The organism is Enterobacter sp. ECC_219_Taxon_10, from assembly GCF_058354905.1.
In genome coordinates this window covers 1925104-1950889 of the sequence record NZ_CM178005.1, presented here as the reverse complement: position 1 = coordinate 1950889, position 25786 = coordinate 1925104, and the positions used below count along the sequence as shown (strand labels likewise).

General features: G+C 56.2%; 25 protein-coding genes. 8 read left to right on the top strand and 17 right to left on the bottom strand.

Annotation, left to right across the window (positions count from 1 at the left end; translation table 11 throughout):
- Positions 1-68: 68 nt before the first annotated feature.
- The 3 genes from AC4ICF_RS09285 to pepT form a co-directional block, all read right to left on the bottom strand.
- Positions 69-560 carry an REP-associated tyrosine transposase gene (locus AC4ICF_RS09285; protein WP_116340615.1) on the bottom strand — a complete coding sequence of 164 codons (492 nt, stop codon included), beginning with the start codon at positions 558-560 and terminating at the stop codon, positions 69-71.
- A gap of 133 nt (positions 561-693) precedes the next feature.
- Positions 694-1851: a DDE-type integrase/transposase/recombinase gene (locus tag AC4ICF_RS09280; protein WP_316380356.1), complete on the bottom strand. Its 1158-nt coding sequence runs from the start codon at positions 1849-1851 to the stop codon at positions 694-696.
- A gap of 102 nt (positions 1852-1953) precedes the next feature.
- Entirely contained in the window at positions 1954-3177 is a 1224-nt protein-coding gene (gene pepT, locus AC4ICF_RS09275) for a peptidase T (RefSeq protein WP_116340617.1), read from the bottom strand.
- 237 nt (positions 3178-3414) lie between these two features.
- On the opposite strand from pepT, the gene potA reads away from it, so the two are divergent.
- From potA to potD, 4 genes are read left to right on the top strand one after another with little or no spacing between them, the layout of a single operon-like run.
- Entirely contained in the window at positions 3415-4563 is a 1149-nt protein-coding gene (potA, locus tag AC4ICF_RS09270) for a spermidine/putrescine ABC transporter ATP-binding protein PotA (RefSeq protein WP_439209895.1), read from the top strand.
- A complete protein-coding gene (gene potB / locus AC4ICF_RS09265) occupies positions 4547-5404 on the top strand; it encodes a spermidine/putrescine ABC transporter permease PotB (RefSeq protein ID WP_316378922.1) in 858 nt (285 codons plus the stop codon). The genes potA and potB overlap by 17 nt, the downstream gene beginning before the upstream one ends.
- Entirely contained in the window at positions 5401-6192 is a 792-nt protein-coding gene (gene potC, locus AC4ICF_RS09260) for a spermidine/putrescine ABC transporter permease PotC (RefSeq protein WP_316378921.1), read from the top strand. Before potB ends, potC begins: the two co-directional genes overlap by 4 nt.
- A complete protein-coding gene (potD, locus tag AC4ICF_RS09255) occupies positions 6189-7223 on the top strand; it encodes a spermidine/putrescine ABC transporter substrate-binding protein PotD (RefSeq protein WP_316378920.1) in 1035 nt (344 codons plus the stop codon). The genes potC and potD overlap by 4 nt, the downstream gene beginning before the upstream one ends.
- Positions 7224-7262: 39 nt before the next feature.
- Here the strand turns inward: potD and cobB are convergent, their stop codons facing one another.
- The 5 genes from cobB to lolC are packed head-to-tail and all read right to left on the bottom strand — an operon-like array spanning position 7263 to position 12202.
- Entirely contained in the window at positions 7263-8084 is an 822-nt protein-coding gene (gene cobB / locus AC4ICF_RS09250) for a Sir2 family NAD+-dependent deacetylase (RefSeq protein ID WP_041910499.1), read from the bottom strand.
- A 14-nt stretch (positions 8085-8098) separates the two neighbouring features.
- Positions 8099-9010 (bottom strand): N-acetylglucosamine kinase, encoded by a 912-nt coding sequence (gene nagK / locus AC4ICF_RS09245; protein WP_316378919.1) that lies wholly within the window; start codon positions 9008-9010, stop codon positions 8099-8101.
- Positions 9011-9064: 54 nt separating this feature from the next.
- A complete protein-coding gene (gene lolE / locus AC4ICF_RS09240) occupies positions 9065-10309 on the bottom strand; it encodes a lipoprotein-releasing ABC transporter permease subunit LolE (RefSeq protein WP_116340629.1) in 1245 nt (414 codons plus the stop codon).
- The gene (lolD, locus tag AC4ICF_RS09235; RefSeq protein ID WP_112781858.1) at positions 10309-11010 is read right to left on the bottom strand and encodes a lipoprotein-releasing ABC transporter ATP-binding protein LolD; all 702 of its coding nucleotides are present in this window, start codon (positions 11008-11010) and stop codon (positions 10309-10311) included. The genes lolE and lolD overlap by 1 nt, the downstream gene beginning before the upstream one ends.
- Positions 11003-12202, bottom strand: a complete 1200-nt coding sequence (gene lolC / locus AC4ICF_RS09230) for a lipoprotein-releasing ABC transporter permease subunit LolC (RefSeq protein ID WP_116340631.1) — start codon at positions 12200-12202, stop codon at positions 11003-11005. The genes lolD and lolC overlap by 8 nt, the downstream gene beginning before the upstream one ends.
- A gap of 256 nt (positions 12203-12458) precedes the next feature.
- Here lolC and AC4ICF_RS09225 point away from each other — a divergent pair, with 256 nt between their 5' ends.
- The 3 genes from AC4ICF_RS09225 to ldtC all read left to right on the top strand — a co-directional run bounded on the left by AC4ICF_RS09225 (position 12459) and on the right by ldtC (position 18243).
- On the top strand, positions 12459-13532 hold the full coding sequence (locus tag AC4ICF_RS09225; RefSeq protein ID WP_316378918.1) for an acyltransferase family protein: 1074 nt from the start codon (positions 12459-12461) through the stop codon (positions 13530-13532).
- A gap of 148 nt (positions 13533-13680) precedes the next feature.
- On the top strand, positions 13681-17127 hold the full coding sequence (mfd, locus tag AC4ICF_RS09220; RefSeq protein ID WP_163328771.1) for a transcription-repair coupling factor: 3447 nt from the start codon (positions 13681-13683) through the stop codon (positions 17125-17127).
- Between the two features lie 150 nt (positions 17128-17277).
- Complete coding sequence (gene ldtC, locus AC4ICF_RS09215) at positions 17278-18243, top strand: L,D-transpeptidase LdtC (RefSeq protein WP_233002365.1); 966 nt, start codon at positions 17278-17280, stop codon at positions 18241-18243.
- A 74-nt stretch (positions 18244-18317) separates the two neighbouring features.
- Here the strand turns inward: ldtC and bhsA are convergent, their stop codons facing one another.
- Positions 18318-18575, bottom strand: a complete 258-nt coding sequence (gene bhsA, locus AC4ICF_RS09210) for a multiple stress resistance protein BhsA (protein WP_023332711.1) — start codon at positions 18573-18575, stop codon at positions 18318-18320.
- 244 nt (positions 18576-18819) lie between these two features.
- Here bhsA and AC4ICF_RS09205 point away from each other — a divergent pair, with 244 nt between their 5' ends.
- Entirely contained in the window at positions 18820-19455 is a 636-nt protein-coding gene (locus AC4ICF_RS09205) for a TetR/AcrR family transcriptional regulator (protein ID WP_116340641.1), read from the top strand.
- 56 nt (positions 19456-19511) lie between these two features.
- On the opposite strand, the gene AC4ICF_RS09200 is transcribed toward AC4ICF_RS09205, so the two are convergent.
- The 8 genes from AC4ICF_RS09200 to hinT all read right to left on the bottom strand — a co-directional run bounded on the left by AC4ICF_RS09200 (position 19512) and on the right by hinT (position 25599).
- A complete protein-coding gene (locus AC4ICF_RS09200; RefSeq protein ID WP_028012731.1) occupies positions 19512-20051 on the bottom strand; it encodes a glycine zipper 2TM domain-containing protein in 540 nt (179 codons plus the stop codon).
- A gap of 193 nt (positions 20052-20244) precedes the next feature.
- Positions 20245-21549, bottom strand: a complete 1305-nt coding sequence (locus AC4ICF_RS09195) for an NAD(P)/FAD-dependent oxidoreductase (protein WP_316378917.1) — start codon at positions 21547-21549, stop codon at positions 20245-20247.
- A 237-nt stretch (positions 21550-21786) separates the two neighbouring features.
- The gene (gene ycfP / locus AC4ICF_RS09190; RefSeq protein ID WP_008500781.1) at positions 21787-22329 is read right to left on the bottom strand and encodes an alpha/beta hydrolase YcfP; all 543 of its coding nucleotides are present in this window, start codon (positions 22327-22329) and stop codon (positions 21787-21789) included.
- Between the two features lie 34 nt (positions 22330-22363).
- On the bottom strand, positions 22364-23389 hold the full coding sequence (gene nagZ, locus AC4ICF_RS09185; protein WP_302220016.1) for a beta-N-acetylhexosaminidase: 1026 nt from the start codon (positions 23387-23389) through the stop codon (positions 22364-22366).
- An 11-nt stretch (positions 23390-23400) separates the two neighbouring features.
- The gene (gene thiK, locus AC4ICF_RS09180; protein ID WP_316378916.1) at positions 23401-24225 is read right to left on the bottom strand and encodes a thiamine kinase; all 825 of its coding nucleotides are present in this window, start codon (positions 24223-24225) and stop codon (positions 23401-23403) included.
- On the bottom strand, positions 24206-24850 hold the full coding sequence (gene lpoB / locus AC4ICF_RS09175) for a penicillin-binding protein activator LpoB (RefSeq protein WP_116341164.1): 645 nt from the start codon (positions 24848-24850) through the stop codon (positions 24206-24208). Before lpoB ends, thiK begins: the two co-directional genes overlap by 20 nt.
- A gap of 13 nt (positions 24851-24863) precedes the next feature.
- The gene (locus tag AC4ICF_RS09170) at positions 24864-25238 is read right to left on the bottom strand and encodes a YcfL family putative periplasmic lipoprotein (protein WP_316378915.1); all 375 of its coding nucleotides are present in this window, start codon (positions 25236-25238) and stop codon (positions 24864-24866) included.
- 1 nt (position 25239) lies between these two features.
- Complete coding sequence (hinT, locus tag AC4ICF_RS09165; protein ID WP_006809243.1) at positions 25240-25599, bottom strand: purine nucleoside phosphoramidase; 360 nt, start codon at positions 25597-25599, stop codon at positions 25240-25242.
- Between the last annotated feature and the right edge of the window lie 187 nt (positions 25600-25786).

The following is a 25786-nucleotide window of genomic DNA, read 5'->3' as shown; positions in this document are numbered from 1 at the left end:
TGGCGCTTCGCTTACCGGGCCTACGATCCGAATGTAGGCCGGGTAAGGCGTAGCCGCCACTCGGCTTTTCACTTCCGCTCACCCGCCGCAAAATCCTCGATCTCTCCCGCCCAATCCACCGGATACAACCCTTCAGCCACATCGCGATGAAACGTTGAAAAAGGCCAGTCAATAACCTTACTGACATAGCCATGCTTCACCGGATTGATGTAGACGTAATCCATATGTCGCAGGTAATCCTTTTCATTGCGAATGGTGTGCTCCCAGAAACGCGGCTGCCATACGTGGCGCATGTCGATGTTGCGGCTAAACGTTTTTTTGATATCACGCCAGCGTGCCGAAAAGTCGCTATCTCCTTCCGGTAAGGTCCAGATACAGTGCATATGCTCAGGCAGAATAACCCATGCGTTGATTGTGAACGGCTTTGCACGTTTAACCAAAGAGGTGGCAGCGCGCAGACTGTCGATATAACGGGTAAGCAAATCGCTCTGGCGGTTTTGCAAGTTGACGGTGAAAAACCATGTACCGCCGGGGATATAGTGGCGACGATAGTTTGACATGGGCACTCCTTGCCTCATTGTCGGGTGGCGGCTTCGCCTTACCCGACCTACGATCCGAATGTAGGCCCGGTAAGCGTAGGGTATGACCGGATACAAAGGTGACAGATCAGACCGGGAACATAGGTAACACTTTTTAGTCTATCCGGAGCACACTCTGGGTTTTTCGGTCATAGTACGCAAGCGTTATTCCGTTAAAGATGATGGCCTCAAGGCCATCATCTTGTTCTTCCAGCATGATGTACTCATCAGTCAGCGCTTCACTCAGGAACACCGTCCCCTTTTTCCCCATATAGAGTGTCCCCCTCGATTTCACCCTGTAGACCGTACCTCCTTCCGGATAAGCATATTCAGGAACCCTGCCATCCCAGTGACGGCCTGAAGGCTTCCACACCGTTCCGGGCGTTGCACCCGCCAGGGCTTCATGCGGCCTTTCGTAGTTAAACTCTTCCCGGTAGTCACTGAACCACCGCTGTTGTTCTTCCATCGTCATGAAGGTGTTGCCCTGTTTCACTGCACTTTTCAGCGAGCGGTGCATTCGCTCATGACGGCCGTTTTCTTCCGGATGCCCCTTTCTGATACGTTCCGGTCTGATGCCCAGCTTTATCAGCCAGACTGCAAGGCGACTTAACCCGGCGATACCTGTTCCCGCGAACGGCTGACCATTATCCGTTCTCAGGACTTCCGGCAGACCGTACTCCAGGAACGCATCCGTCAGGCACTGCCTGACGAAGGGCTCGCTCTCCCGGTCCGTTCCCCGGCAGCTCAGAAGATACCGGCTGTGATTGTCGGTCAGGGTGAAGGGATGGCAGTATTCCCGGCTCAGCAGCCTGAACTTGCCTTTAAAATCAGCACTCCAGACCTGATTGTTCTCACTGATGATGGTCAGAGGCTGCCGATTACCCGGTGTTCTGCGTTTTCGCTTTTTATCCGGAACCAGGCCTTCACGCTTGAGGATATCGCCGATAGTGCTGGCAGCAGGTACGGTAAAATCGACGTGATGATTGAGCAGCCACATCCGCAGTTTTTTAGGGCCCCAGTCAGGGTGTTTTTGACGCAGGGCAGTCAGGTGTCCGGCAATATCATCAGGAACCGTCCGGGAGTGGGAGTGTGGTGCACGCGATCGGTCAGAGAGAGATGACAGGTCAGAGGGGTCAAAACGCTGAAGCCATTTATAGCCGGTTTTACGGCTGATGCCAAAAAGGCGGCAAAGAGCGGAGAATGAGTCCGTACCTGCATGGCAGGCACGGATAAAATCAAGGCGTTGCATAGGTCGGGTCTCAGTCCAGGGCATAGCGAGTCTCCTCTTCTATGCCAGTTATAACTGTTACCCATGTATCCGGTCTAAAGTGTTACCCATGTTTCCGGTTCATACCGTAGCGCCACCGGGCGTTTTTTAGCCTTTAGCAGTAAGTTCCGCTATCCGCACTATCACCTTCACTGCTTTTTCCATCCCTTCCAGAGTCACAAACTCATGCTTGCCGTGGTAGTTATAGCCACCGGTAAACAAGTTCGGGCACGGCAGTCCCATAAACGACAGCTGAGAACCGTCGGTGCCGCCGCGAATCGGCTTCAGCTGCGGTTCAATATCACAGTCGCGCATCGCCTGCTGGGCGATATCAAGAATGTGCGGATGGGCCATCACCTTCTCGCGCATATTGTAATAGCTATCTTCGATAATGAGCTCAATATAGCAATCAGGGTGTAATCCTTTACCAACCTTCTTAGCGATCTCCATCATCTTGCGCTTGCGTGCCTCAAAGGCTTTGCGGTCGAAATCGCGGATGATGTAGTGCATCTGCGCGCTGTCCACGGTGCCTTTGATGCTGGTGAGGTGATAAAAGCCCTCGTAACCTTCGGTCTGTTCAGGGCTCTCTTCCGCCGGGACTTCCGCATGAATACGCGACGCCAGCGACAGGGCGTTCACCATGACGCCTTTCGCCGAACCGGGGTGAACGTTGTTACCGACAATTTTGATCGTGACGGACGCGGCATTGAAGTTTTCATACTCCAGTTCACCGACACCGCCGCCGTCAACGGTATAGGCCCACTGCGCGTTAAAGGCTTCCACGTCGAAGTGCTTCGCGCCTTTGCCGACCTCTTCGTCCGGCGTAAAGGCCACGCGGATATCTCCGTGCGGGATATTTTTCTCTTTCAGCACCGCCAGCGCGGTCATGATCTCCGCGATGCCCGCCTTGTCATCCGCCCCCAGCAGCGTTTTACCGTCGGTGGTGATCAGCGTCTGGCCCAGCAACTGGTGCAGCACTGGGAACATCACCGGAGACAGCACTTCGTCGCCAATACCCAGCGCAATATCGCCGCCGCGGTAGTTTTCCACGATCTGCGGGTTAACATGCTTACCGCTAAAATCCGGAGAGGTGTCGACATGAGAGATAAAGCCAATCGCCGGAATATCACCCGGCACATTCGCCGGCAGCGTTCCCATCACAGTGCCTTTTTCGCTTAACGTGACGTTGACCAGCCCCATGGCGTCAAGCTGCTCTTTAAGCAGGTTTAACAACTTCCACTGGCCTTCGGTGCTTGGCACCTGGCGGACACCCGGCTTAGATTGGGTATCCAGCGAAACATACTGTAAAAAACGCTCAAGTAATTTATCCATGCAGTCACCCTCACTTTTTGTGACAACATTATCAGTAAGCATCAAAACGCAAATATTGCGTCAGGTCACTTTTATCCCGCAAACGAGAACTTTTTACGTTTATATCTTTATGCGTTAATAAATGTAGCTTATGAATCAGTGACAAGGATTGGCGATTACGGGGGATTGCCGTAGAATGTCCGCCCTCATTACGAGTCACCAAGGTGGTTACACACAAACCCCGCTTCAGTCTGCTGCCTGAGGCGTCTATATGGGACAGCGCAAAAATTGAATACACAATCCCGTTCTCGTTCACCGCTGGTGCAACTGGAACGAATTCGTAAAAGCTTTGATGGCAAAGACGTCATTTCCGACCTCAACCTGACCATCAATGATGGTGAGTTTCTTACGCTGCTTGGCCCTTCCGGCTGCGGCAAAACCACCGTACTGCGCCTTATCGCCGGGCTGGAAAGCGTTGATAATGGCCGCATCCATCTTGAGAACCAGGACATAACCCAGGTTCCTGCCGAAGATCGCCACGTCAATACCGTCTTTCAGAGCTATGCCCTGTTCCCGCACATGACCGTGTTTGAGAACGTGGCGTTTGGCCTGCGGATGCAAAAGACCCCGGCTAATGAGATTGAACCGCGCGTCACCGACGCCCTGCGCATGGTACAGCTGGAAGCGTTTGCCCAGCGTAAGCCCCACCAGCTCTCCGGCGGTCAGCAGCAGCGCGTGGCGATTGCCCGCGCCGTGGTCAATAAACCGCGCCTGCTTCTGCTGGATGAATCCCTCTCCGCGCTGGACTACAAGCTGCGCAAGCAGATGCAGAACGAGCTGAAAGCGCTACAGCGCAAGCTTGGCATCACCTTTGTCTTCGTCACCCACGACCAGGAAGAGGCACTGACCATGTCAGACCGTATTGTGGTGATGCGCGACGGCAAGATTGAACAGGACGGTACGCCGCGCGAAATCTACGAAGAGCCGCAAAACCTGTTTGTCGCCAGCTTCATTGGCGAAATCAATATCTTTAACGCCACGGTGATTGAGCGTCTGGGCGACAAGCGCGTGCGCGCCAGCGTTGAAGGACGCGAGTGCAATATCACGGTGAATTTCCCCGTCGAAAAGGGACAAAAGCTCAACGTTCTGCTGCGCCCGGAAGATCTGCGCGTCGATGAAATTCACGGCAATACCGAGGCCGAAGGGTTAATCGGCTATATCCGCGAGCGCAACTACAAAGGGATGACGCTGGAATCTGTCGTCGAGCTGGAGAACGGCAAAATGGTAATGGTCAGCGAATTCTTTAACGAGGACGATCCTGACTTCGACCACTCTCTCGACCAGAAAATGGTTATCAACTGGGTAGAAAGCTGGGAGGTTGTGCTGGCCGATGAAGAACACAAGTAAGTTCCAGAAGGTGGTGATTGCCACTATCGTCGGGTGGCTTGTGCTGTTTGTCTTTTTACCCAACCTGATGATCGTTGCCACCAGCTTCCTGACCCGGGACGATACAAACTTCGTTTCGCTGGTCTTTACGCTGGACAACTACGCGCGCCTGCTCGATCCGCTCTATTTCGACGTGCTGCTGCACTCGCTTAATATGGCGCTGATCGCCACCGTCGCCTGCCTGCTGCTGGGGTACCCTTTCGCATGGTTCCTGGCCAGGCTGCCACAAAAGGTGCGCCCGCTGCTGCTGTTTCTGCTGATTGTGCCGTTCTGGACTAACTCGCTGATTCGCATCTACGGGCTGAAAATCTTCCTCAGCACCAAAGGCTACCTCAATGAATTTCTGCTGTGGCTGGGGGTGATTGATACGCCGATACGCATCATGTTTACCCCGAGCGCGGTGATCGTTGGTCTGGTCTATATCCTGCTGCCGTTTATGGTGATGCCGCTCTACTCCAGCATCGAGAAGCTTGATAAACCGCTGCTGGAGGCGGCAAAAGACCTGGGGGCTAACAAGCTTCAGACCTTCATCCGCATTATTATTCCGCTGACCATGCCCGGCATTATTGCCGGCTGTCTGCTGGTAATGCTTCCGGCGATGGGCCTGTTCTACGTGTCCGACCTGATGGGCGGAGCGAAAAACCTGCTGATCGGTAACGTGATTAAGAGTCAGTTCCTGAACATCCGCGACTGGCCGTTCGGTTCCGCGACAAGCATTACGCTGACGGTAGTGATGGGGCTGATGCTGCTGGTCTACTGGCGCGCGTCGCGCCTGCTGAATAAAAGGGTGGAACTCGAATGATCGGTCGACTGCTTCGCGGCGGTTTTATGACCGCCATCTACGCCTATCTTTATATCCCGATTATCATTTTAATCGTGAACTCTTTTAACAGCTCGCGGTTCGGGATTAACTGGCAGGGATTTACCACCAGCTGGTACAGCCTGCTGATGAACAACGACAGCCTGCTGCAGGCAGCCCAGCACTCGCTGACGATGGCGATCGTCTCCGCCACCTTCGCCACGCTGATTGGCTCCCTCACCGCCGTGGCGCTGTACCGCTATCGCTTTCGCGGCAAGCCGTTCGTCAGCGGCATGCTGTTTGTGGTGATGATGTCGCCGGACATCGTGATGGCGATTTCGCTGCTGGTGCTGTTTATGCTGCTGGGCGTACAGCTTGGCTTCTGGTCGCTGCTGTTTTCCCATATCACCTTCTGCCTGCCGTTTGTGGTGGTGACTGTTTTCGCGCGCCTGAAAGGGTTCGACGTGCGCATGCTGGAGGCGGCGAAGGATCTGGGCGCCAGCGAAATGACCATCCTGCGCAAAATCATCCTGCCGCTGGCGATGCCCGCCGTGGCGGCAGGATGGCTGCTCAGCTTTACGCTGTCGATGGATGACGTGGTGGTCTCCTCCTTCGTGACCGGGCCGAGCTATGAAATTCTGCCGTTGAAGATCTATTCGATGGTCAAAGTCGGCGTGTCGCCAGAGGTGAACGCGCTGGCGACCATTCTGCTGGTGTTTTCGCTGGTTCTGGTGATCGCCAGCCAGGTTATTGCTCGTGATAAAACAAAACCTCAGGGGACAATGAAATGAAAAAAATGCTCGCCGCTGCGGCGCTGGTGCTTGGCATGGGAGCGGCGCACGCTGATGACAGCAAAACGCTCTACTTCTACAACTGGACCGAGTATGTGCCGCCAGGCCTGCTGGAGCAGTTCACCAAAGAGACTGGCATTAAGGTTATCTACTCGACCTACGAGTCGAATGAAACCATGTATGCCAAGCTGAAAACCTATAAAGACGGTGCATACGATCTGGTCGTTCCCTCCACCTACTTTGTCGACAAAATGCGCAAAGAGGGGATGATCCAGAAGATCGATAAAACGAAGCTAACCCATTTTTCAAACCTCGATCCGGAGATGCTCAACAAGCCGTTCGACCCGAATAACGACTACTCCATTCCGTACATCTGGGGCGCAACGGCGATTGGCGTTAACAGCGAGGCCATCGATCCGAAAACGGTCACCGGCTGGGCCGACCTGTGGAAACCGGAATACAAAGGCAGCCTGTTGTTAACCGACGATGCGCGCGAAGTATTCCAGATCGCGCTGCGTAAACTCGGCTTTTCCGGTAATACCACCGATCCGAAAGAGATCGATGCGGCTTACAACGAGCTGAAAAAGCTGATGCCTAACGTGGCGGCATTCAACTCAGATAACCCGGCAAACCCGTATATGGAAGGCGAAGTGAACCTGGGAATGGTATGGAACGGCTCTGCGTATGTTGCCCGCCAGGCCGGTACGCCGCTGGAGGTGGTCTGGCCGAAGGAAGGCGGCATCTTCTGGATGGATAGCCTCGCGATCCCGGCCAACGCGAAAAACGTCGACGGCGCGCTGAAGTTGATCAACTTCCTGCTGCGCCCGGACGTGGCGAAACAGGTTGCCGAGACGATTGGCTACCCGACGCCAAACCTGGCCGCCCGCAAGCTGCTGAAGCCTGACGTGGCTAACGATAAGTCACTCTATCCGGATGCCGAAACCATCAGCAAAGGCGAATGGCAGAATGACGTTGGCGACGCGAGCCGCCTTTACGAAGAGTATTATCAGAAGTTAAAAGCAGGTCGTTAATGCAATACATAACGGGCGACGCAGCGTCGCCCGTTACTCTTACAGCCCCTTCAGAAGCTTATCCACAAAGGCCGGCACGACTTCACTCGCCAGGCCGTATTGCTTCTCTTCAAACTCGCTGCCCACCTGGCTTGGCTCCAGATTGAGCTCGACCGTATGCGCCCCGTGCAGTCGCGCTTCGTGAACAAACCCCGCCGCCGGGTAAACGTGACCCGATGTGCCAATAGCAATAAACACGTCCGCCATCGCCAGCGCGCTGTAGATCTCATCCATCCCCAGCGGCATTTCGCCAAACCAGACCACGTGCGGACGCAGGCGCGACGGGAACTGGCAGCAGTGGCATTTGTCTTCCGGCAGCACGTCCTCTTTCCAGTCCAGCACCTGACCGCTCCAGGCGCAGCGAACCTTGAGCAGCTCACCGTGCATGTGGATGATGTTCTTGTTGCCGGCCCGCTCGTGCAGGTTATCGATATTCTGCGTCACCAGCAGAAAACGATCCCCCAGCGCCTCTTCCAGCTTCGCCAGCGCCAGATGCGCCGCGTTCGGCGCAATCTCAGGCTGCTGAAGCTGTCGGCGGCGAGCGTTGTAAAACGCCTGCACGAGATCCGGATCGCGGGCAAAGCCTTCCGGCGTCGCCACGTCCTCGACACGGTGCTCTTCCCACAGCCCGTCCGCTGCACGGAAGGTCTGAATTCCTGACTCGGCGGAGATCCCCGCGCCGGTCAGCACCACCACTCTGGGTTTATCCATCGCTTCTGGCATTATTCTGTCTCTGAAAAAGATCCGTTGGCGCAAGCGCTCTCGTAAGCGGCGTTTGTTTTTGCGAAAACGGCTGAGTCGACCCTGGCGACGCGACAGCATAAAGACCTCGTAAACTAATCGGTGAGATGAAGGAATGCGGCTCCGCGCATGCCTCCTGCGTCCCCGTGGCGCGCACGTTCAATACGCGGCACGCGGGCGACCGGCAATAAATGTCGGGGCAGACGCCCGGACAACCTTTCCGTAATCGCGGTAAAGTTTGATAGCCCTCCCCCGATCACCAGCAGATCCGGGTCGACGATGGTGAGAATATTTCCCAGACACACCGCCAGCAGATCCAGATAACGCTCGACGTGTTCACGCGCCTGCGCATCCCCCTGCTCCCACAGGGTAATGATTTGAGGGGCCTCAAGTTTCTGATGATAGAAGTGTTCGTAAAGCCATGCAAACCCGCGGCCGGAGAGGTAGTTCTCAATACAGCCGTGCTGGCCGCAGCCGCAGCGGGTCAGCGGGAAGTCACGCCCCACCACCTCCAGCGCATCCACCGGGAGACGGATATGACCAAATTCCCCGGTTATGTAGCTGCGCCCGGTAATCGGTTTACCGTTGATGACAATCCCCCCGCCGACGCCGGTACCGAGAATCAGCCCCATCACCAGCGGATATTGACGGAACTCATCGTCCCAGGCTTCAGAGAGGGCAAAGCAGTTGGCATCGTTGTCTAAACGCACGTCGCGTTCAAGGAGGGCTGAAAGATCGGCGCGCAGCGGTTTACCGCTGGCGGCAGGCACGTTGGCGGCATACAGCGTGCCGTCATCGGTTTCGGGCATCCCCGGGATCCCGATACCGACGCTACCTTTCATGCCAAAGCGTTCATCCGCCTGCGCAACCAGCGCGGCAATGGCGGTTAAAAATTCATCGTAGCTTTCGCGCGGCGTGGGAACGCGGGTCTCCCACTGCAGTTTGAGGTTTTTATCAAACACGCCGAGCGCAATCTTGGTGCCGCCAATATCAAATCCATAATACATAGTGCATTCCTCTTTCTGACATAGCGGCCTCAGGACCGCTACACCATGACGTAATTACTGGCCACTTAATACCCTCGCCGGATCGATTCGGCTTGCGCGACGCGCCGGATACCAGCTTGCCAGCAGACTCAGTAAAAGTGCTGTAAGCAGCACATAAAAAACGTCCAGCCAGTGCAGTTCAGACGGCAGGAAGTCAATAAAATAGATGTCACCGGACAGGAACTGGTGACCGATAAGCTTTTCAATTCCGTTGATAATCGGCGTCAGCTGCAGGGAAACCACCACGCCAATCACCACGCCGCACAGGCTGCCGAACAGCCCCGCCAGCAAACCATACCAGACGAAGATGGCGCGAATAAGACCGTCTTTTGCCCCGAGCGTACGCAGCACGGCGATGTCGCCGCTCTTGTCCTTAACTGCCATCACCAGCGTCGAGACGATATTAAAGCACGCCACGCCAATCACCAGCACCATCGCCAGATACATAATCGCGCGGATCATCTGGATATCACGGTACATGTACCCGTAAGTACCGATCCAGCTTTTGATATAGACATAGTTATTGGTGACGCTGCCGGCATCGCGCACCAGTTTATTGGCGTTAAAGACGTCGTTCACCTTAATGGCAATGCCCGTCACGCTGTCGCCCATGTCGAGATACTGGCGCGCATCTTCCAGCGGCACCATCGCAAAGCTATGGTCAAGCTGGCCGCTCAGCTGGAGAATACCGGTGACGTGCAGGCGCACGCGCTTGGGCTGCTGCAGTTTGTGGTCGGCGCTGGCATTGGGGATCATGATTGACACCCAGTCGCCCTGCTTCACCTTCAGGGCATCGGCAACGCCTTTGCCCATGATGATCTGCTGCTCGCCGGCCTTAAAGTTCGCCCACGCGCCGTTCTGCACATAGTTCGGCAGCGCGCTCAGTCGCGCTTCCTGGGCGGGGTTGACCCCTTTCACCTGGATGGCGCGCAGGTTTACCCCGCTCTCTACCAGCCCGGTAAAGTTAATGTAGGGCGCGGCCGCCGCAATGCCGGGCACTTTTTCCACTTTAGTCAGGGCGTCGCTCCAGTTGGCCCACGGCTGGTTAACCGGCTCGATTTCCCCGTGCGGCACCACCGCCAGAATGCGGTTATTCAGCTCCCGCTCAAAGCCGTTCATGGCGCTTAAGCCCACAATCAGCACCGCCACGCCCAGCGCAATACCGATGGTCGAAATGACGGAGATGAGCGACACCATGCCGCCGCGACGGCGGCCGCGGCTAAAGCGTAACCCGATAAGTAACGATAACGGTGACGCCATTACTCCGCCCCCATCAGGGTTAGTTCCGCGTTCAGATGACCGTCGCGCATCTCAAGCTGGCGCCCCATGCGTTTTGCCAGCTGCAGATCGTGGGTCACCACCAGAAACGCAGTCCCCTGCGAGGCGTTCAGCTCGCCGAGAAGCTGGAAAATACTGTCCGCATTGCGCGCGTCCAGGTTACCGGTCGGTTCATCCGCCAGCACCAGGCGCGGATTATTGACCAGCGCGCGGGCAATCGCCACGCGCTGGCGCTCGCCGCCGGAAAGCTCTGACGGACGATGGTTACCGCGATGCCCCAGCCCTACCGCTTTCAGCATGTCGCTGGCGCGGGCATTAATTTCTGCCGGTTTCTTTTTGCCAATCAGCAGCGGCATCGCCACGTTTTCCAGCGCCGTGAAATCCGGCAGCAGGTGGTGGAACTGGTAGATGAAGCCCAGCTCGCGGTTACGCAGCTCGGCCTTCGCTGCAGAGGACATTTTGCTCATCGGCTGGCCGGAAAAGATCACGTCGCCGCTGGTTGGCGTATCGAGCCCGCCCAGCAGGTGCAGCAGCGTACTTTTGCCCGAGCCGGAGCTGCCGACAATCGCCATCATCTCGCCCTCACCCACGCTAAAGCTCACATTGTGCAGCACGTCGGTCTGCACAGTGCCTTCCTGATAGCGTTTGGACAGGTTGTCGCATTGCAACAGGATCTTATTCATAACGTAAAGCCTCAGCGGGTTGGGTGGCGGCAGCGCGCCAGGAAGGATAAAGCGTAGAAAGCAGCGCAATGGCCATCGCGGCCAGCGCAATCCCGACCACCTGCAGCGGCTCGATAGCCACCGGCAGCGCCGCGCCGTCAAGCAGCGCGCCGATGATCGGCATTAAGTTATTAAGCTGGCTGGCAAGCAGTGCCCCCAGCACGGCGCCGAGCAGCGCGCCGATGATACCGGCACTGGCCCCCTGCACCATAAACACCGCCATGATCTGGCGCGGCGTGAGCCCCTGAGTTTGCAGAATGGCGACTTCGCCCTGCTTCTCCATCACCATCAGGCCCAGCGAGGTGATAATGTTAAATGCAGCCACGGCGACGATCAGGCTCAGCAGCAGCCCCATCATGTTTTTTTCCATTCGCACGGCCTGGAACAGTTCACCTTTACGCTCGCGCCAGTCCTGCCATTTGGTGCCGTCCGGCAGTTTCTGCTGGCTGAGGGTATCGACCTTCAGCGGCTGATCGAGCCACAGGCGCCAGCCGGTGATGTTTCCCGCCGGGTAACGCATCAGGCGTGACGCGTCCTGGATGTTCACCAGCATCTGATAGCCGTCAACTTCGCTGTTGGCGGCAAAGGTGCCGACCACGTTAAACAGGCGCTGGCTTGGCAAACGTCCCATCGGCGTAAACTGGCTTGCGGACGGCACCATCACGCGCAGCTGGTCGCCACGGTTGACGCCAAGCTGTCCGGCAAGCTGCTCACCCAGAATCACGTTGTACTTTCCGGCTTCCAGATCGGTCTGCTTGACGTTAACCAGGAACGGCGTCAGCGGGTCTTTTTGCGCCGGGTCAATTCCCAGCATCACGCCGACCGCCACGCTGCGGGCACTTTGCAGCACCACGTCGCCCGTTGTGAGCGGCGCAACGCGCGTGACGCCCTGTAGCTTCGCCGCGCTTTCCGGCAGCTGTTGCGGGTTCACCGAACCGTTGGTGGAGGAGAGAACGGCCTGCGGCATCAGCCCCAGGATGTTGTTTTGCAGCTCGCGCTCGAAGCCATTCATAACGGAAAGTACCGTCACCAGTGCCATCACGCCAAGCGTAATGCCAATAGTCGAAAGCCAGGAGACAAAGCGACCGAAGCGGTCCGCGGCGCGCCCACGCATGTAACGTAAGCCTATGAAGAGTGCGACAGGTTGATACATGAAGTCCGTCTGTTTGCTGATAGCAGACCCACGAGTATATAAGCGAATCCGTTAAGGGTAAATGACTGAAACCGTAAGCTTTGGTAATCATTTTTCTGAAAAATTCAGATAAATCAGAGTGCTATTGTCTGAATCGTCACCATACAGCCTCCACCTTTTCCGAAAAACCACCTGATACAGACTGTTACCCGTTACATCCCGGCTTCGTTTAACAACAATTGCTCGTTCGTTTATGGCAATAAGGTAGTCGCGAACAATGAAGCAAAAAGCATTATGGATTAACCAGATAAAAGGGCTCTGTATCTGCCTGGTGGTTATCTATCATTCGGTCATCACCTTTTACCCGCATCTGAGCGGGCTGCAACACCCGCTCTCCGCTCTTCTCGCCAAATGCTGGGTCTATTTTAACCTCTATCTCGCCCCGTTCCGTATGCCGGTCTTCTTCTTTATCTCCGGCTATCTGATCCGTCGTTATATTGATGAGGTAGACTGGCGCACCAGCCTCGACAAGCGGATCTGGAGCATTGTCTGGGTTCTGGCGCTGTGGGGCGTCCTGCAATGGCAAGCGCTGACCCACCTGAATGCCTGGCTGGCGCCCGACCGCGAGCTTGCCACCTCGTCGAATGCGGCCTACGCCGACTCGTTCTCAGGCTTTGTGCTGGGGATGGTCACCGCCAGCACCAGCCTGTGGTATCTGTATGCTCTGGTGGTCTACTTCACGCTGTGTAAACTGCTGAGCCGCTGGAAGCTGCCGGTACTCGGACTGCTGGCGCTGGCGAGCATCGCGATCAACTTCCTGCCTCTGCCGTGGTGGGGAATGAACAGCGTGGTACGCAACATGATCTACTACAGCATGGGGGCGTGGTATGGCGCGGAGCTGATGACGTGGATGAAAAGCTTCAACCTGCGCCGCACCTGGCTGGCAACTGGCGCTTTCGCGGCCGTCTCCGTGGTGCTGTGGTTTGCAAACGTTCCTCTCCTGCTTTCCCTGCTGTCGATTGTGTTGATCATGAAGCTGTTCTATAGCTTCGAGCAGCGCTATGCCGTGCATCCTAACAACCTGCTGAACGTGATTGGCTCAAACACCATTGCGATCTATACCACCCACCGCATATTAATAGAGGCCTTCAGCCTGATCCTGATTGGCGAGATGAATGCCGCCCTGTGGCCGATCTGGGCAGAACTGTGCTTAATACTGGTCTACCCGTTTGCCAGCCTGCTTATCTGTACCCTTGCCGGGCTCGGGGTGCGTAAAATCTCCACCGCGCTGTTCGGGGACGTTTTCTTCTCTCCTCCGTCTACGCGGAGCCTGTCACCTGCCACCCGTTAATGCCCCTCCGCCCCCGTTTTGGGGGCGTTTAGCCCTGCCGTGCGGTTACGATTTGCTTATGTAAAACGATCGAGGATAATAAAGACATTGCGTATCAGTGATATGCCCCAATACTGTTGGTATATCCATAAGAGACTCTGACATAGCCATGCCTGAACACTATCGTTATTCCTTGCCCGTCAAAGCGGGCGACCAGCGTCAGCTGGGTGAACTCACGGGCGCGGCGTGCGCCACGCTGGTGGCAGAAATCGCCGAGCGGCACCCTGGCCCGGTGGTACTGGTTGCCCCGGATATGCAAAACGCCCTGCGCCTGCACGACGAAATCCGCCAGTTCACCGATAGCCTGGTGTTCAGCCTGGCCGACTGGGAAACGCTGCCTTATGACAGCTTCTCTCCGCATCAGGAGATCATCTCCTCGCGCCTGTCGACCCTGTATCAACTCCCGACTATGCAGCGCGGCGTGCTGATTGTGCCGGTCAATACCCTGATGCAACGCGTCTGCCCGCACAGCTATCTGCACGGTCACGCGCTGGTGATGAAAAAAGGCCAGCGCCTGTCTCGCGACACCCTGCGCGACCAGCTTGACGGTGCCGGCTATCGCCATGTCGATCAGGTCATGGAACACGGGGAATACGCGACCCGCGGCGCGTTGCTCGACCTTTACCCGATGGGCAGCGACCAGCCGTATCGTCTGGATTTCTTTGATGATGAAATCGACAGCCTGCGCGTGTTCGATGCCGACACCCAGCGCACGCTGGAGGAAGTGGAGTCTATCAATTTACTGCCCGCGCATGAGTTCCCGACGGACAAAACCGCCATCGAACTGTTCCGCAGCCAGTGGCGCGACAGGTTCGACGTGAAGCGTGATGCAGAACATATCTATCAGCAGGTCAGCAAAGGCACGCTCCCGGCCGGGATCGAATACTGGCAGCCGCTGTTCTTCAACGAGCCGCTGCCTGCCCTGTTCAGCTATTTCCCGGCGAATACGCTGATTGTAAACACCGGCGATATCGACGCCAGCGCCAGCCGCTTTGAAAGCGAAACCCGCGCGCGCTTCGAAAACCGGGGCGTTGACCCGATGCGTCCGCTCCTGCCGCCGGAAGCGCTGTGGCTGCGCACCGACGAGCTTAACGCCGAGCTGAAGCGCTGGCCGCGCATGCAGCTCAAAACCGACTCGCTCGCCGATAAAGCCGCCAATACGAACCTCGCCTTCCGGACGCTGCCGGACCTGGCCGTTCAGGCGCAGCAGAAATCGCCGCTGGATAATCTGCGCAAGTTCCTGGAGTCCTTTACCGGCCCGGTCGTGTTTTCCGTTGAGAGTGAAGGCCGCCGCGAAGCGCTCGGTGAGCTGCTGGGACGCATCAAAGTTGCGCCGAAGCGCATTCTGCGGTTAAGCGAAGCGACCGGGAATGGTCGTTACCTGATGATTGGCGCCGCCGAGCACGGGTTCATTGACACGCTCAACAACCTGGCGCTGATTTGCGAAAGCGACCTGCTAGGCGAGCGCGTCGCGCGCCGTCGGCAGGACAGTCGTCGGACCATCAACCCGGACACGCTGATCCGTAACCTGGCCGAGCTGCATCCGGGCCAGCCGATTGTTCACCTGGAGCACGGCGTCGGACGCTATCAGGGGATGACCACGCTGGAAGCGGGCGGTATCAAAGGTGAGTACCTGATGCTGACCTACGCCAACGACGCCAAACTCTATGTGCCTGTTTCGTCCCTGCACCTTATCAGCCGCTACGCGGGCGGTGCGGAGGAGAACGCGCCGCTGCACAAGCTGGGCGGAGATGCCTGGGCGCGTGCGCGCCAGAAGGCAGCGGAGAAAGTGCGCGACGTGGCGGCCGAGCTGCTGGATATCTACGCCCAGCGCGCGGCCAAAGAGGGCTTCGCCTTTAAGCACGACAAAGAACAGTACCAGCTGTTCTGCGACAGCTTCCCGTTTGAAACCACGCCGGATCAGGCCCAGGCCATTAATGCCGTGCTGAGCGACATGTGCCAGCCGCTGGCAATGGACCGCTTAGTCTGCGGCGACGTCGGCTTCGGCAAAACCGAAGTGGCGATGCGCGCCGCCTTCCTTGCGGTGGAAAACAACAAGCAGGTGGCAGTGCTGGTGCCGACCACCCTGCTCGCCCAGCAGCACTTCGACAACTTCCGGGACCGTTTCGCCAACTGGCCGGTACGTATAGAGATGCTGTCGCGTTTTCGCAGCACTAAAGAGCAAACACAGATCCTGGAGCAGGCAAGCGAAGGCAAAATCGACATTCTGATCGGCACCCACAAGCTGCTGCAAAGCGACGTGAAGTGGAAAGATCTGGGGCTGCTGATCGTCGACGAGGAGCACCGCTTCGGGGTGCGTCATAAAGAGCGCATCAAAGCGATGCGCGCGGACGTCGACATCCTGACCCTGACCGCAACGCCGATCCCGCGCACGCTGAACATGGCGATGAGCGGCATGCGCGATCTGTCGATTATCGCCACGCCACCGGCGCGCCGTCTGGCGGTAAAAACCTTTGTTCGCGAGTATGACAATCTGGTGGTGCGTGAGGCGATCCTGCGTGAGGTGCTGCGCGGCGGCCAGGTGTATTACCTGTATAACGACGTCGAAAATATCCAGAAAGCCGCCGACAGGCTGGCTGAACTGGTACCGGAGGCGCGCGTTGCCATCGGGCACGGGCAGATGCGCGAACGCGAGCTGGAACGGGTGATGAACGACTTCCACCACCAGCGCTTTAACGTGCTGGTGTGTACCACCATCATTGAGACCGGGATCGACATTCCGACCGCGAACACGATTATTATCGAACGCGCGGATCACTTTGGTCTGGCCCAGCTTCACCAGCTGCGCGGCCGCGTCGGGCGTTCACACCATCAGGCCTACGCGTGGCTGCTGACGCCGCATCCGAAAGCGATGACCACCGACGCGCAAAAGCGCCTGGAAGCCATCGCCTCGCTGGAAGATCTCGGCGCAGGCTTCGCGCTGGCCACGCACGATCTTGAGATCCGCGGTGCCGGCGAACTGCTGGGTGAAGATCAGAGCGGCTCCATGGAGACCATCGGCTTCTCGCTCTATATGGAGCTGCTGGAAAACGCGGTCGATGCCCTGAAGGCCGGACGTGAACCGTCTCTGGAAGATTTGACCAGCCAGCAGACCGAGGTTGAACTCCGCATGCCTTCCCTGCTGCCGGACGATTTCATTCCGGATGTGAATACCCGGCTGTCGTTCTACAAGCGTATCGCCAGTGCGAAAAATGAGAACGAGCTGGAAGAGATTAAGGTGGAGCTGATTGACCGCTTCGGCCTGCTGCCAGATGCGGCGAGAAACCTGCTGGATATCGCGCGCCTGCGCCAGCAGGCGCAGAAGCTGGGCATTCGCAAACTTGAAGGCAACGAAAAAGGCGGCGTAATTGAATTTGCCGAGAAGAATCACGTCAACCCGATGTGGCTGATCGGTCTGCTGCAAAAACAGCCGCAGCATTTCCGTCTGGATGGTCCAACCCGTCTGAAATTTACCCAGGAGCTGACGGAGCGCAAAACCCGCATGGACTGGGTGCGTAACTTTATGCGTCAGTTGGAAGAGAACGCCGTCGCATAACTCGCCCTTCCCCCCGTCAGTGCAGTGCTGCCGGGGGGACAATTTACAAATTCTTTGCACTTCATCCGATCTTCCCGACACACCCATTCGCCATAATTATCATTAACTTCTTATAAAACAATAACCTTATCGTTTGCATGGATTATGGTGATGATGACCTCTTCGCGTTTTACCCGCTGGATAACCCTGTTTGCGCTGGCGGCCACCGTCGCGGTTGCGCTTCCTGCGCGCGCAAACACCTGGCCCCTTCCCCCGCCCGGCAGCAAGGTGGTGGGTGAGAACCGCTTTCATGTGGTTGAAAACAATGGCGGTTCACTGGAAGCGATAGCCAAAAAATATAACGTCGGTTTTCTGGCCCTGCTGCAGGCGAACCCCGGCGTCGACCCGTACGTCCCGCGCGCGGGCAGCGTGCTGACCATCCCGTTACAGACTATCCTGCCGGATGCCCCGCGCGAAGGGATCGTGATCAACCTGGCGGAGCTGCGTCTGTACTATTACCCGCCGGGTAAAAATGAGGTTACCGTCTATCCTATCGGTATTGGTCAGCTGGGCGGCGATACGCTGACGCCGACGATGGTCACGACCGTCTCGGATAAACGCGCCAACCCAACCTGGACGCCGACGGCCAACATTCGCGCCCGGTATAAGGCCCAGGGCATCGATCTTCCTGCCGTGGTGCCGGCAGGCCCGGATAACCCGATGGGTCACCACGCGATCCGCCTTGCCGCGTACGGCGGCGTTTACCTGCTGCACGGGACGAACGCGGATTTTGGCATCGGCATGCGCGTCAGCTCCGGCTGTATTCGTCTGCGCGATAACGATATCAAAACGCTTTTTAACGTCGTTACGCCGGGAACGAAGGTGAATATTATCAATACGCCGATTAAGGTCTCTGAAGAGCCAGGCGGCGTGCGGCTGGTTGAGATTCACCAGCCGCTGTCAAAAAATATCGGCGACGATCCGCAGACGTTACCCATTAACCTGAATGCCGCGATGGTGAGCTTCAAAACGAATGCGAATACCGATAGTCTGGTGATGGAGCGCGCGATGGAGGCACGGTCAGGCATGCCGACCGATGTCACCCGGCATCACGATGTCGTCCCGCAGCCGATGTAAATCAGAAATAAAAAACGCCCTGCTGAGCAGGGCGTTTTTTATTGCAGTGGCATAAATGAGGGTTTATGCCCGGCTTATTTGTAGATTACAGCGGTGCCGTGCAGGGTGTTAGGGCCGGTCACAGAAGTGATGCGGTAAGATTTTGCACCCATTGCTTCCGCTTTTTGCGCCAGCTGATCTTCCAGTGAGCCCAGGTTAGTCCCGGCAGACGCAGAGATCGTCCCGACTTTATGCTGATCGGCTGGAGTGGATTGTACCTGTACAGCAGCAAAGCTTGCGAAAGAGAGTGAACTCAGGACAGCAGCAGCGATGAGGGTTTTTACGTTTTTCATAATGTTTACCTTTGGCAGATGAATTTAGAGGTCGTTATCTATTAAGTTAACGATCGATAGGTAAATCATAAGTGTGATCCAGCTCACGCGTCAACATATTTTTATAACGAGCATTAATTAAATTTTAAAGTCGTTATTTTTCATACATATATGATTAATTTATTTTTAAGCATTCTGCACTGGTGGTGGGTAGCGTTTATTTTTATAATGGTCATTCAACAAACCAACAGAGGACCAACGGCAAATGACAACCGACGTCACGAGTTGTGCGAAGAAAAGCCGTGGCCGACCAAAAGTGTTTGACAGGGATGCAGCGCTTGATAAGGCCATGACTCTCTTCTGGCAACATGGGTATGAAGCGACCTCGCTTTCCGATCTGGTAGAAGCCACCGGAGCCAAAGCGCCGACGCTTTATGCTGAATTTACCAATAAAGAGGGGCTGTTCAGGGCGGTGCTGGACAGGTACATTTCGCGCTTTGCGGCGAAACACGAAGCGCAGCTATTTTGTGAAGAGAAAAGTGTTGAACAGGCGCTACGGGATTACTTCACCGCCGTTGCCACCTGTTTCACCAGTAAAGAGACGCCCGCGGGCTGCTTTATGATTAACACCTCTGCCACCCTGGCGGCGGCGTCGAAAGAGATCGCCAATACGGTGAAATCGCGTCATGCAATGCAGGAAGAAACGCTCAGCGCATTTCTGGCTCAGCGCCAGCAGCGCGGTGAAATCCCTGCGCAATGCAATCCTCAGCTGTTGGCGCAATACCTGAGCTGTATTTTGCAGGGGATGTCGATCAGCGCCCGTGAAGGGGCGACGCTGGAAAAACTGCAGAATATTAGCGACACCACGCTGCGGCTGTGGCCTGAGCTACTGAAAATCTGAAAAAAAAAGCTCCTCAGCCTGAGCGCATGAGGAGCTAAATTCAGAGAACATCTTTTTTACGCTTTGTTGTTCAGTACCAGCTGACCATTTCCATCCAGTGGAATTTGGGTACCCGGGTCTTTATCCATGCGGATTTTGCCCTGCTGATCGCCAATTTTATACGTCACGTCATAGCCCAGCATTTTCTCCGACTTGTCATAGACGGTTTTGCAGCGCTGCTGAGTCGTAGTGTAGGTATCATTATCCTGCATCGCGCCCTGCACCTGGTTACCGGCATAGCCGCCACCCAGCGCGCCGACCACGGTCGCCACATCTTTGCCCCGGCCGCCGCCGAACTGGTGACCAATCACCCCACCCGCTACCGCGCCGAGAACAGAGCCGGCAATACGGTTTTCATCCTGTACCGGACGACGATGGGTTACGGAGACGTTACGACACTCCTGACGAGGGGTTTTTACGGTTTCTTTAATAGGCGTTGCGGAAACCACCTGCGCATACTGCGGGCCGCGATCTAAAACGTTGAGACTGGCAACAGCTGCCACACCTAACGCAGCTGCGACACCAATCCCTATACCCGCCAACATTGATTTATTCACGGGACTTCCTCCTTTGTTGCTATTGGTAACAATTCTGCAATGGAGGCGCGGCTTCGCCAATAAGACAAAGGCTCAAAAAGGGAACATCGGGGAGATATATATCGTGTTTAGGAGAACTCTTAAGCCCCTAATCCACAACGAGCAGCATGATATGCTAAAAAATCCCCCCGGAGGGCCCGGAGGGAGTGAAAGATTAGTGCAGCTTCAGACGCGGACGAATGACGCGGTTGATTCGGCCCACCAGCATCATCAGGCCCGTTTTAAAGTAGCCGTGCAGCGCGATCTGGTGCATACGGTACAGGGAGATATACACGAAACGTGCAATGCGCCCTTCCACCATCATCGAGCCACGCATCAGGTTACCCATCAGGCTACCGACGGTAGAGAAGTTTGACAGCGATACCAGAGAACCGTGGTCTTTATAGACATACGCCTTCATTGGTTTGCCTTTGTACTGCGCCAGGATGTTGTGCAGCACCAGGCTTGCCATCTGGTGCGCGGCCTGAGCGCGCGGCGGCACGAAGCCCCCTTCAGGACGCGCGCAGGAGGCACAGTCACCAATAGCAAAAATATCAGGGTCACGCGTGGTTTGCAGCGTTGGCTCCGTAACCAGCTGGTTAATGCGGTTCGTCTCCAGACCGCCGATCTCTTTCATAAAGTCAGGCGCTTTGATACCTGCCGCCCAGACCATCAGATCCGCTTTGATGTACTCGCCGTCTTTGGTGTGCAGTCCACCTTCGTCAGCGCTGGTCACCATGGTCTGCGTCAGGACGCGCACGCCCAGTTTCGTCAGTTCATTGTGCGCCGCGCCGGAAATACGCGGAGGCAGCGCAGGCAGAATACGCTCACCCGCTTCAACCAGCGTCACATTCAGCGCTTCGTTAGTTAACCCTTTGTAACCGTAGCTGTGCAGCTGTTTCACCGCATTGTGCAGCTCCGCGGACAGCTCTACGCCCGTCGCGCCGCCGCCGACAATGGCAATGTTAACCTTGCCGTTCGCACCCATGTTACTGGTGTACTTCAGGAAAAGGTTCAGCATTTCCTGGTGGAAACGACGCGCCTGGTGCGGGTTATCGAGGAAGATGCAGTGCTCTTTAACACCCGGCGTGTTGAAGTCGTTGGAGGTACTGCCGAGCGCCATCACCAGCGTGTCATACGGCAGTTTACGCTCAGGAACCAACAGTTCGCCTTTATCATCACGCAGCTCGGCCAGGGTGATGGTTTTGCTCTCACGGTTGATGTCCACCACCGAGCCCAGCTGGAACTGGAAATGATGGTTGCGCGCGTGCGCCAGATAGCTCAGCGCGTCCACGCCCTCATCCAGAGAACCGGTCGCCACTTCATGCAGCAGCGGCTTCCACAGGTGGCTGTGGTTACGATCCACCAGCGTAATTTTGGCTTTTTTACCGCGCCCCAGCTTCTTGCCTAACTGTGTCGCCAGCTCCAGCCCGCCAGCACCACCGCCTACAATCACTATCTTTTTCAATGGCGTAGTCAACGTGACCCCCTCAAATTATTAACCAATTGTTAATTAAAAGTTATGAAAATAACCCTTAATTAACAACAGGTTACAGCACTGAAACCATTCAGGTGCATTGAGAATAACACGTCAGGCGCATTGGTCATACCAAAATTGATGTGCATCAAGTTTTGATGGCTTAAAAGTAGACAATTCTGGACAAAAAGAAACCCGGTGCGCGTTCGCGACCGGGTTTCTGAAGTGGCAGGCTGTGGTTTAGCCCAGTGTTTTAAAGGCTTTGATGCGCTGGAGGTGCGGGGAGATGTTTTTGAACTTGTGGGTCTGCTCTTCGTCCCAGACTATCTCATAGTAATGATGCAGGAGTTCTGCAGCCCGGTGGCTGTTGAGCGCCTCATCATTACGCGACAGGATCACCAGGCAGCGGTCACGGTTCTTCTCGCGAAAATTGCTGACGCACTTGGTCGCAATATCGACATACTCTTCCGGGCGGTCGATCTTGCCTTCCATGTTCTCGTTCGGGAAAAGGTTGGGATTGAAGACCACCTGGCGGATGTCGCACAGGAAGCCAATCCGCTCCGCCCAGTAGCCACCCAGCCCCACGCCGCAAATCAACGGGCGGTCGTCAACGTTAAGCTGCAGCATTTTGTCCACCTCTTTGAGCAGATGCTGCATATCATGCTTTGGATGGCGCGTGCTGTAGCTGATCAACCGTACATCAGGATCGATAAACTGCAGCTGCAGCACTTTCTCATGATTACCAGGACTGTTTGAGTCAAAACCGTGTAAATAGATGATCATTGTCTTCTCACCACGCTACGCCTTCCGGGAGGGTTTACAGGCTGGCTTTATGTGCCTGCCAGCGCTCGTTCAGGTCTTCAAGCCGGGCGTTGACCGTCTTCCAGCGCGCCGAATCCATCAGCTCCTGACGGCTAAATGAACCTTTATGATACAATTGTGTAACACGCTCTGCATTGATCGGCGACAGGTTATCCAGCACGCTAACGGCACCTTTACGATTATTGCAGACCAGGATCATATCGCAACCTGCATCCAGCGACGCCTGGCCGCGTTCAGCGTAGCTGCCCATGATCGCCGCCCCTTCCATCGAGAGATCGTCAGAGAAGATCACGCCGTTGAAGCCCAGCTCCTGACGCAGAACGGTCTTCAGCCAGTGCGGAGAGCCGCTGGCAGGACGTGGGTCAACGTCGCTGTAAATCACATGCGCAGGCATGATGGCGTCCAGCTTGTTATCGGTGATAAGCGAGCGGAACACCGACATATCTTTCGCGCGAATTTCCGCTTCCGGGCGCGGATCGCGCGGGGTCTCTTTATGCGAGTCCGCCGTTACCGCCCCGTGGCCCGGGAAGTGTTTCCCGGTAGTTTTCATCCCGGCATCGTGCATGCCGTCAATGAAGCGGGTCGCCATGGCCAGCGCAATACGCGGATCTTCATGGTAGGAGCGCTCGCCAATCGCGGCGCTAATATGTCCCACGTCCAGCACCGGTGCAAAGCTGATGTCGATATCCATGGAAATCATTTCACTGGCCATCAACCAGCCGGCTTCCTGAGCCAGATTTGCCCCCTCTTCCGTGCCGAGCAGCGCGGCAAAAGACTGGGCTGCAGGCAGGCGGGTAAAACCGTCGCGAAAACGCTGTACGCGGCCACCTTCCTGATCGACGGCCACCACCAGATGATTGCGCGACGCGGCGCGGATCTGGCGCACCAGTTCACGCAGCTGCGCCGGATCGTGATAGTTGCGGGTAAACAGGATCAGGCCACCCACCAGCGGATGCGCCAGAATTTCACGCTCCTCCGCATCCAGCTCAAACCCTTCAACATCCAACATGACTGGACCCACACTCACCTCTCTTATCCTTTCGTTTGTAACCGGCGCCAGGCATCGTCTGCCAGCGCAATAAATTGTTTATCTTCAGACTGCTGTAAACGCATCTCAAACCAGCCCGCCATCAGCATGATGACCCATGGCCGCCAGCGTCTTACCTGGCGCGCCAGCGCATCGGCGTCAACGTGCGCCACTCTGGCATACTCTGTGATGAGTTTCTGCCGCGCGGCTTCACTTTCCGTCCAGACCGCGGCCAGCTCCAGCGCCACATCGCCGTCTCCGGCATATTCCCAGTCGATAAGCCTGGCTCCCTGTGGCGTATGAACAATATTCCCGGCATGCACATCCATATGCAACGGCGAGAGCCGAATCGGTTGCGGCTCGCCCGTTTTACGCAGCCGTTTGAGATGCGCAAGCCACACTGGGTTACGTCTTGCTGGAGAGGCTTGCTGCCAGTAGTTTTCCAGCAGCGGAAGTAAGGTGATTCGCCATCCCAGACGCTGTTGCTGGTGCAGATGATACAGCATCGCCACAAGCGCCTGCGTGTCCGGCAGCGCGCTTTTTACCTCCCCCTCCAGGTAGTCGACGGCCATCCAGCCCTGCCTGAAAAAACGGGGTTCCGGCACGAGATCCGACGGAAGACGCCTGAGGGCGCGAAACTGACGGCGAAAATGGAAAGCGGGCGCGAAGGGATCGTGATTCTGCCGCAAGACCAGGCGGTGCTCGCCCTGCGCTATAATGCAACTCGCGCCGCCAAGCCCGGAGTGGGCCTGCGGCGCGATAAGGCGGTACTGCGGAAAAAAGCGCGTCAGAATGTCTTCACGCGTGCTGTCATTGTTGCGTAACCGCACCTTTACCTGACCAGATAATTTCGCCTGTCTGAACCAGCATCAGCTGCATTTGCAGGGCTGGGGTATTCACGTTGCCGGTCGCGTTAGAGTACAGCACATACTGTGCGCCAACGTTGCGGGCAATGCCAATCGCCTTGCTGCGGGTGCCGAGACTATCCTGCGGCGACAGCCCCAGCTGCTGTTTGGCTACCGCGAGCTGCTGAGCAGAGACCAGCGTAAACTTACCGTTGTTTGCCAGAGCGTTGCGCAGCGTTTCTGTCGCTTCGCCCGCGTTCAGCGAACCGTTGGTACGGTTGTTCACGCTATCGACCAGCAGCACGCTGCCTGCCGTCACGCCCTGAGCCTGCAGCATTTTGCCGACCATCGGCTGCATCGCACCGTTCCAGTCATAGTGGCGCACGCGCGGCGCAGGCTGTGACGTCTGGTCCGGATGTTCAATCGGGCCAGGCTGGGACGGAATCGACGGTACCGACGGCACGGTTGGCTGCGGCTGCGTTGGCGTCGTCGGCTGTTCAGTACCCGGTTTAGCCTCTTCCACGGGCGCAGGCTGTTCAGTACGGGTCACACACCCTGCAAGGAACAGAGCGAAAGCTGTCACGAGCGCATAACGGCTCAAATTTTTAATCAAGGTTCACCCCTTAGAGATAAAGATAAAGTCTCACCTTATGCGCACCCAGATAGCTGGCGCTGTCATAGATCGTTACCGACGACCTTGCCGGAAGGGTGACGCTGCGCGGCGCCTCCAGCGGATGCATCTCAAGACCTCTTACGTCATACCAGAAAAAACGGTAGTGGACCGTTACAGGTTCATTTCTTTCGTTAAAGAGCGCAGAGGAAGCAGAAGACTTAATTTCACTGATCGTTAACGCGGGCTGTTGCGCCGTAATGCCCGCGGCCAGCACGGAGGATTCCATCACCAGCGTCTGTTCATCGCTCACGGGGATCGCCGGACGCGTGCTGCATCCTACAATCATCATCGTCATTACCAGCGCTGCAATACGCCCTTTAAACATGTTACAGACCTTTGTGAGCCAGCATCGGTCCCAGCGGACGTCCACCCAGCAGATGCATGTGAATATGATAAACTTCCTGGCCGCCGTGACGATTACAGTTCATGATCAGACGATAGCCGTCTTCCGCTATGCCTTCCTGCTCGGCAATTTTCGCAGCCACCGTCAGCATACGACCTAATGCCACTTCATGCTCGGTTTTTACGTCGTTTACGGTCGGAATCAGAATATTGGGAATGATAAGGATGTGTGTCGGTGCCTGAGGGGAAATGTCCCGGAAAGCCGTTACCAGTTCATCCTGATAGACGATATCCGACGGGATTTCGCGGCGAATAATTTTACTGAAAATCGTTTCTTCGGCCATGACCTTTTCCTTTTTTGTTAAATCTGGCGTGGTGCGTCCGCTGTTAACACACTCTATGAATGAGTGCGCGACACAATTCATGAGTATGAGCGAGTTTCTCCTGTCCTTTCAACCTCCTCCCCCGAATTCTTTGTTGAATATTCATCAGCTGACTGAAGAGTGACCGCTCGCGCGTCTAAACGAGCTG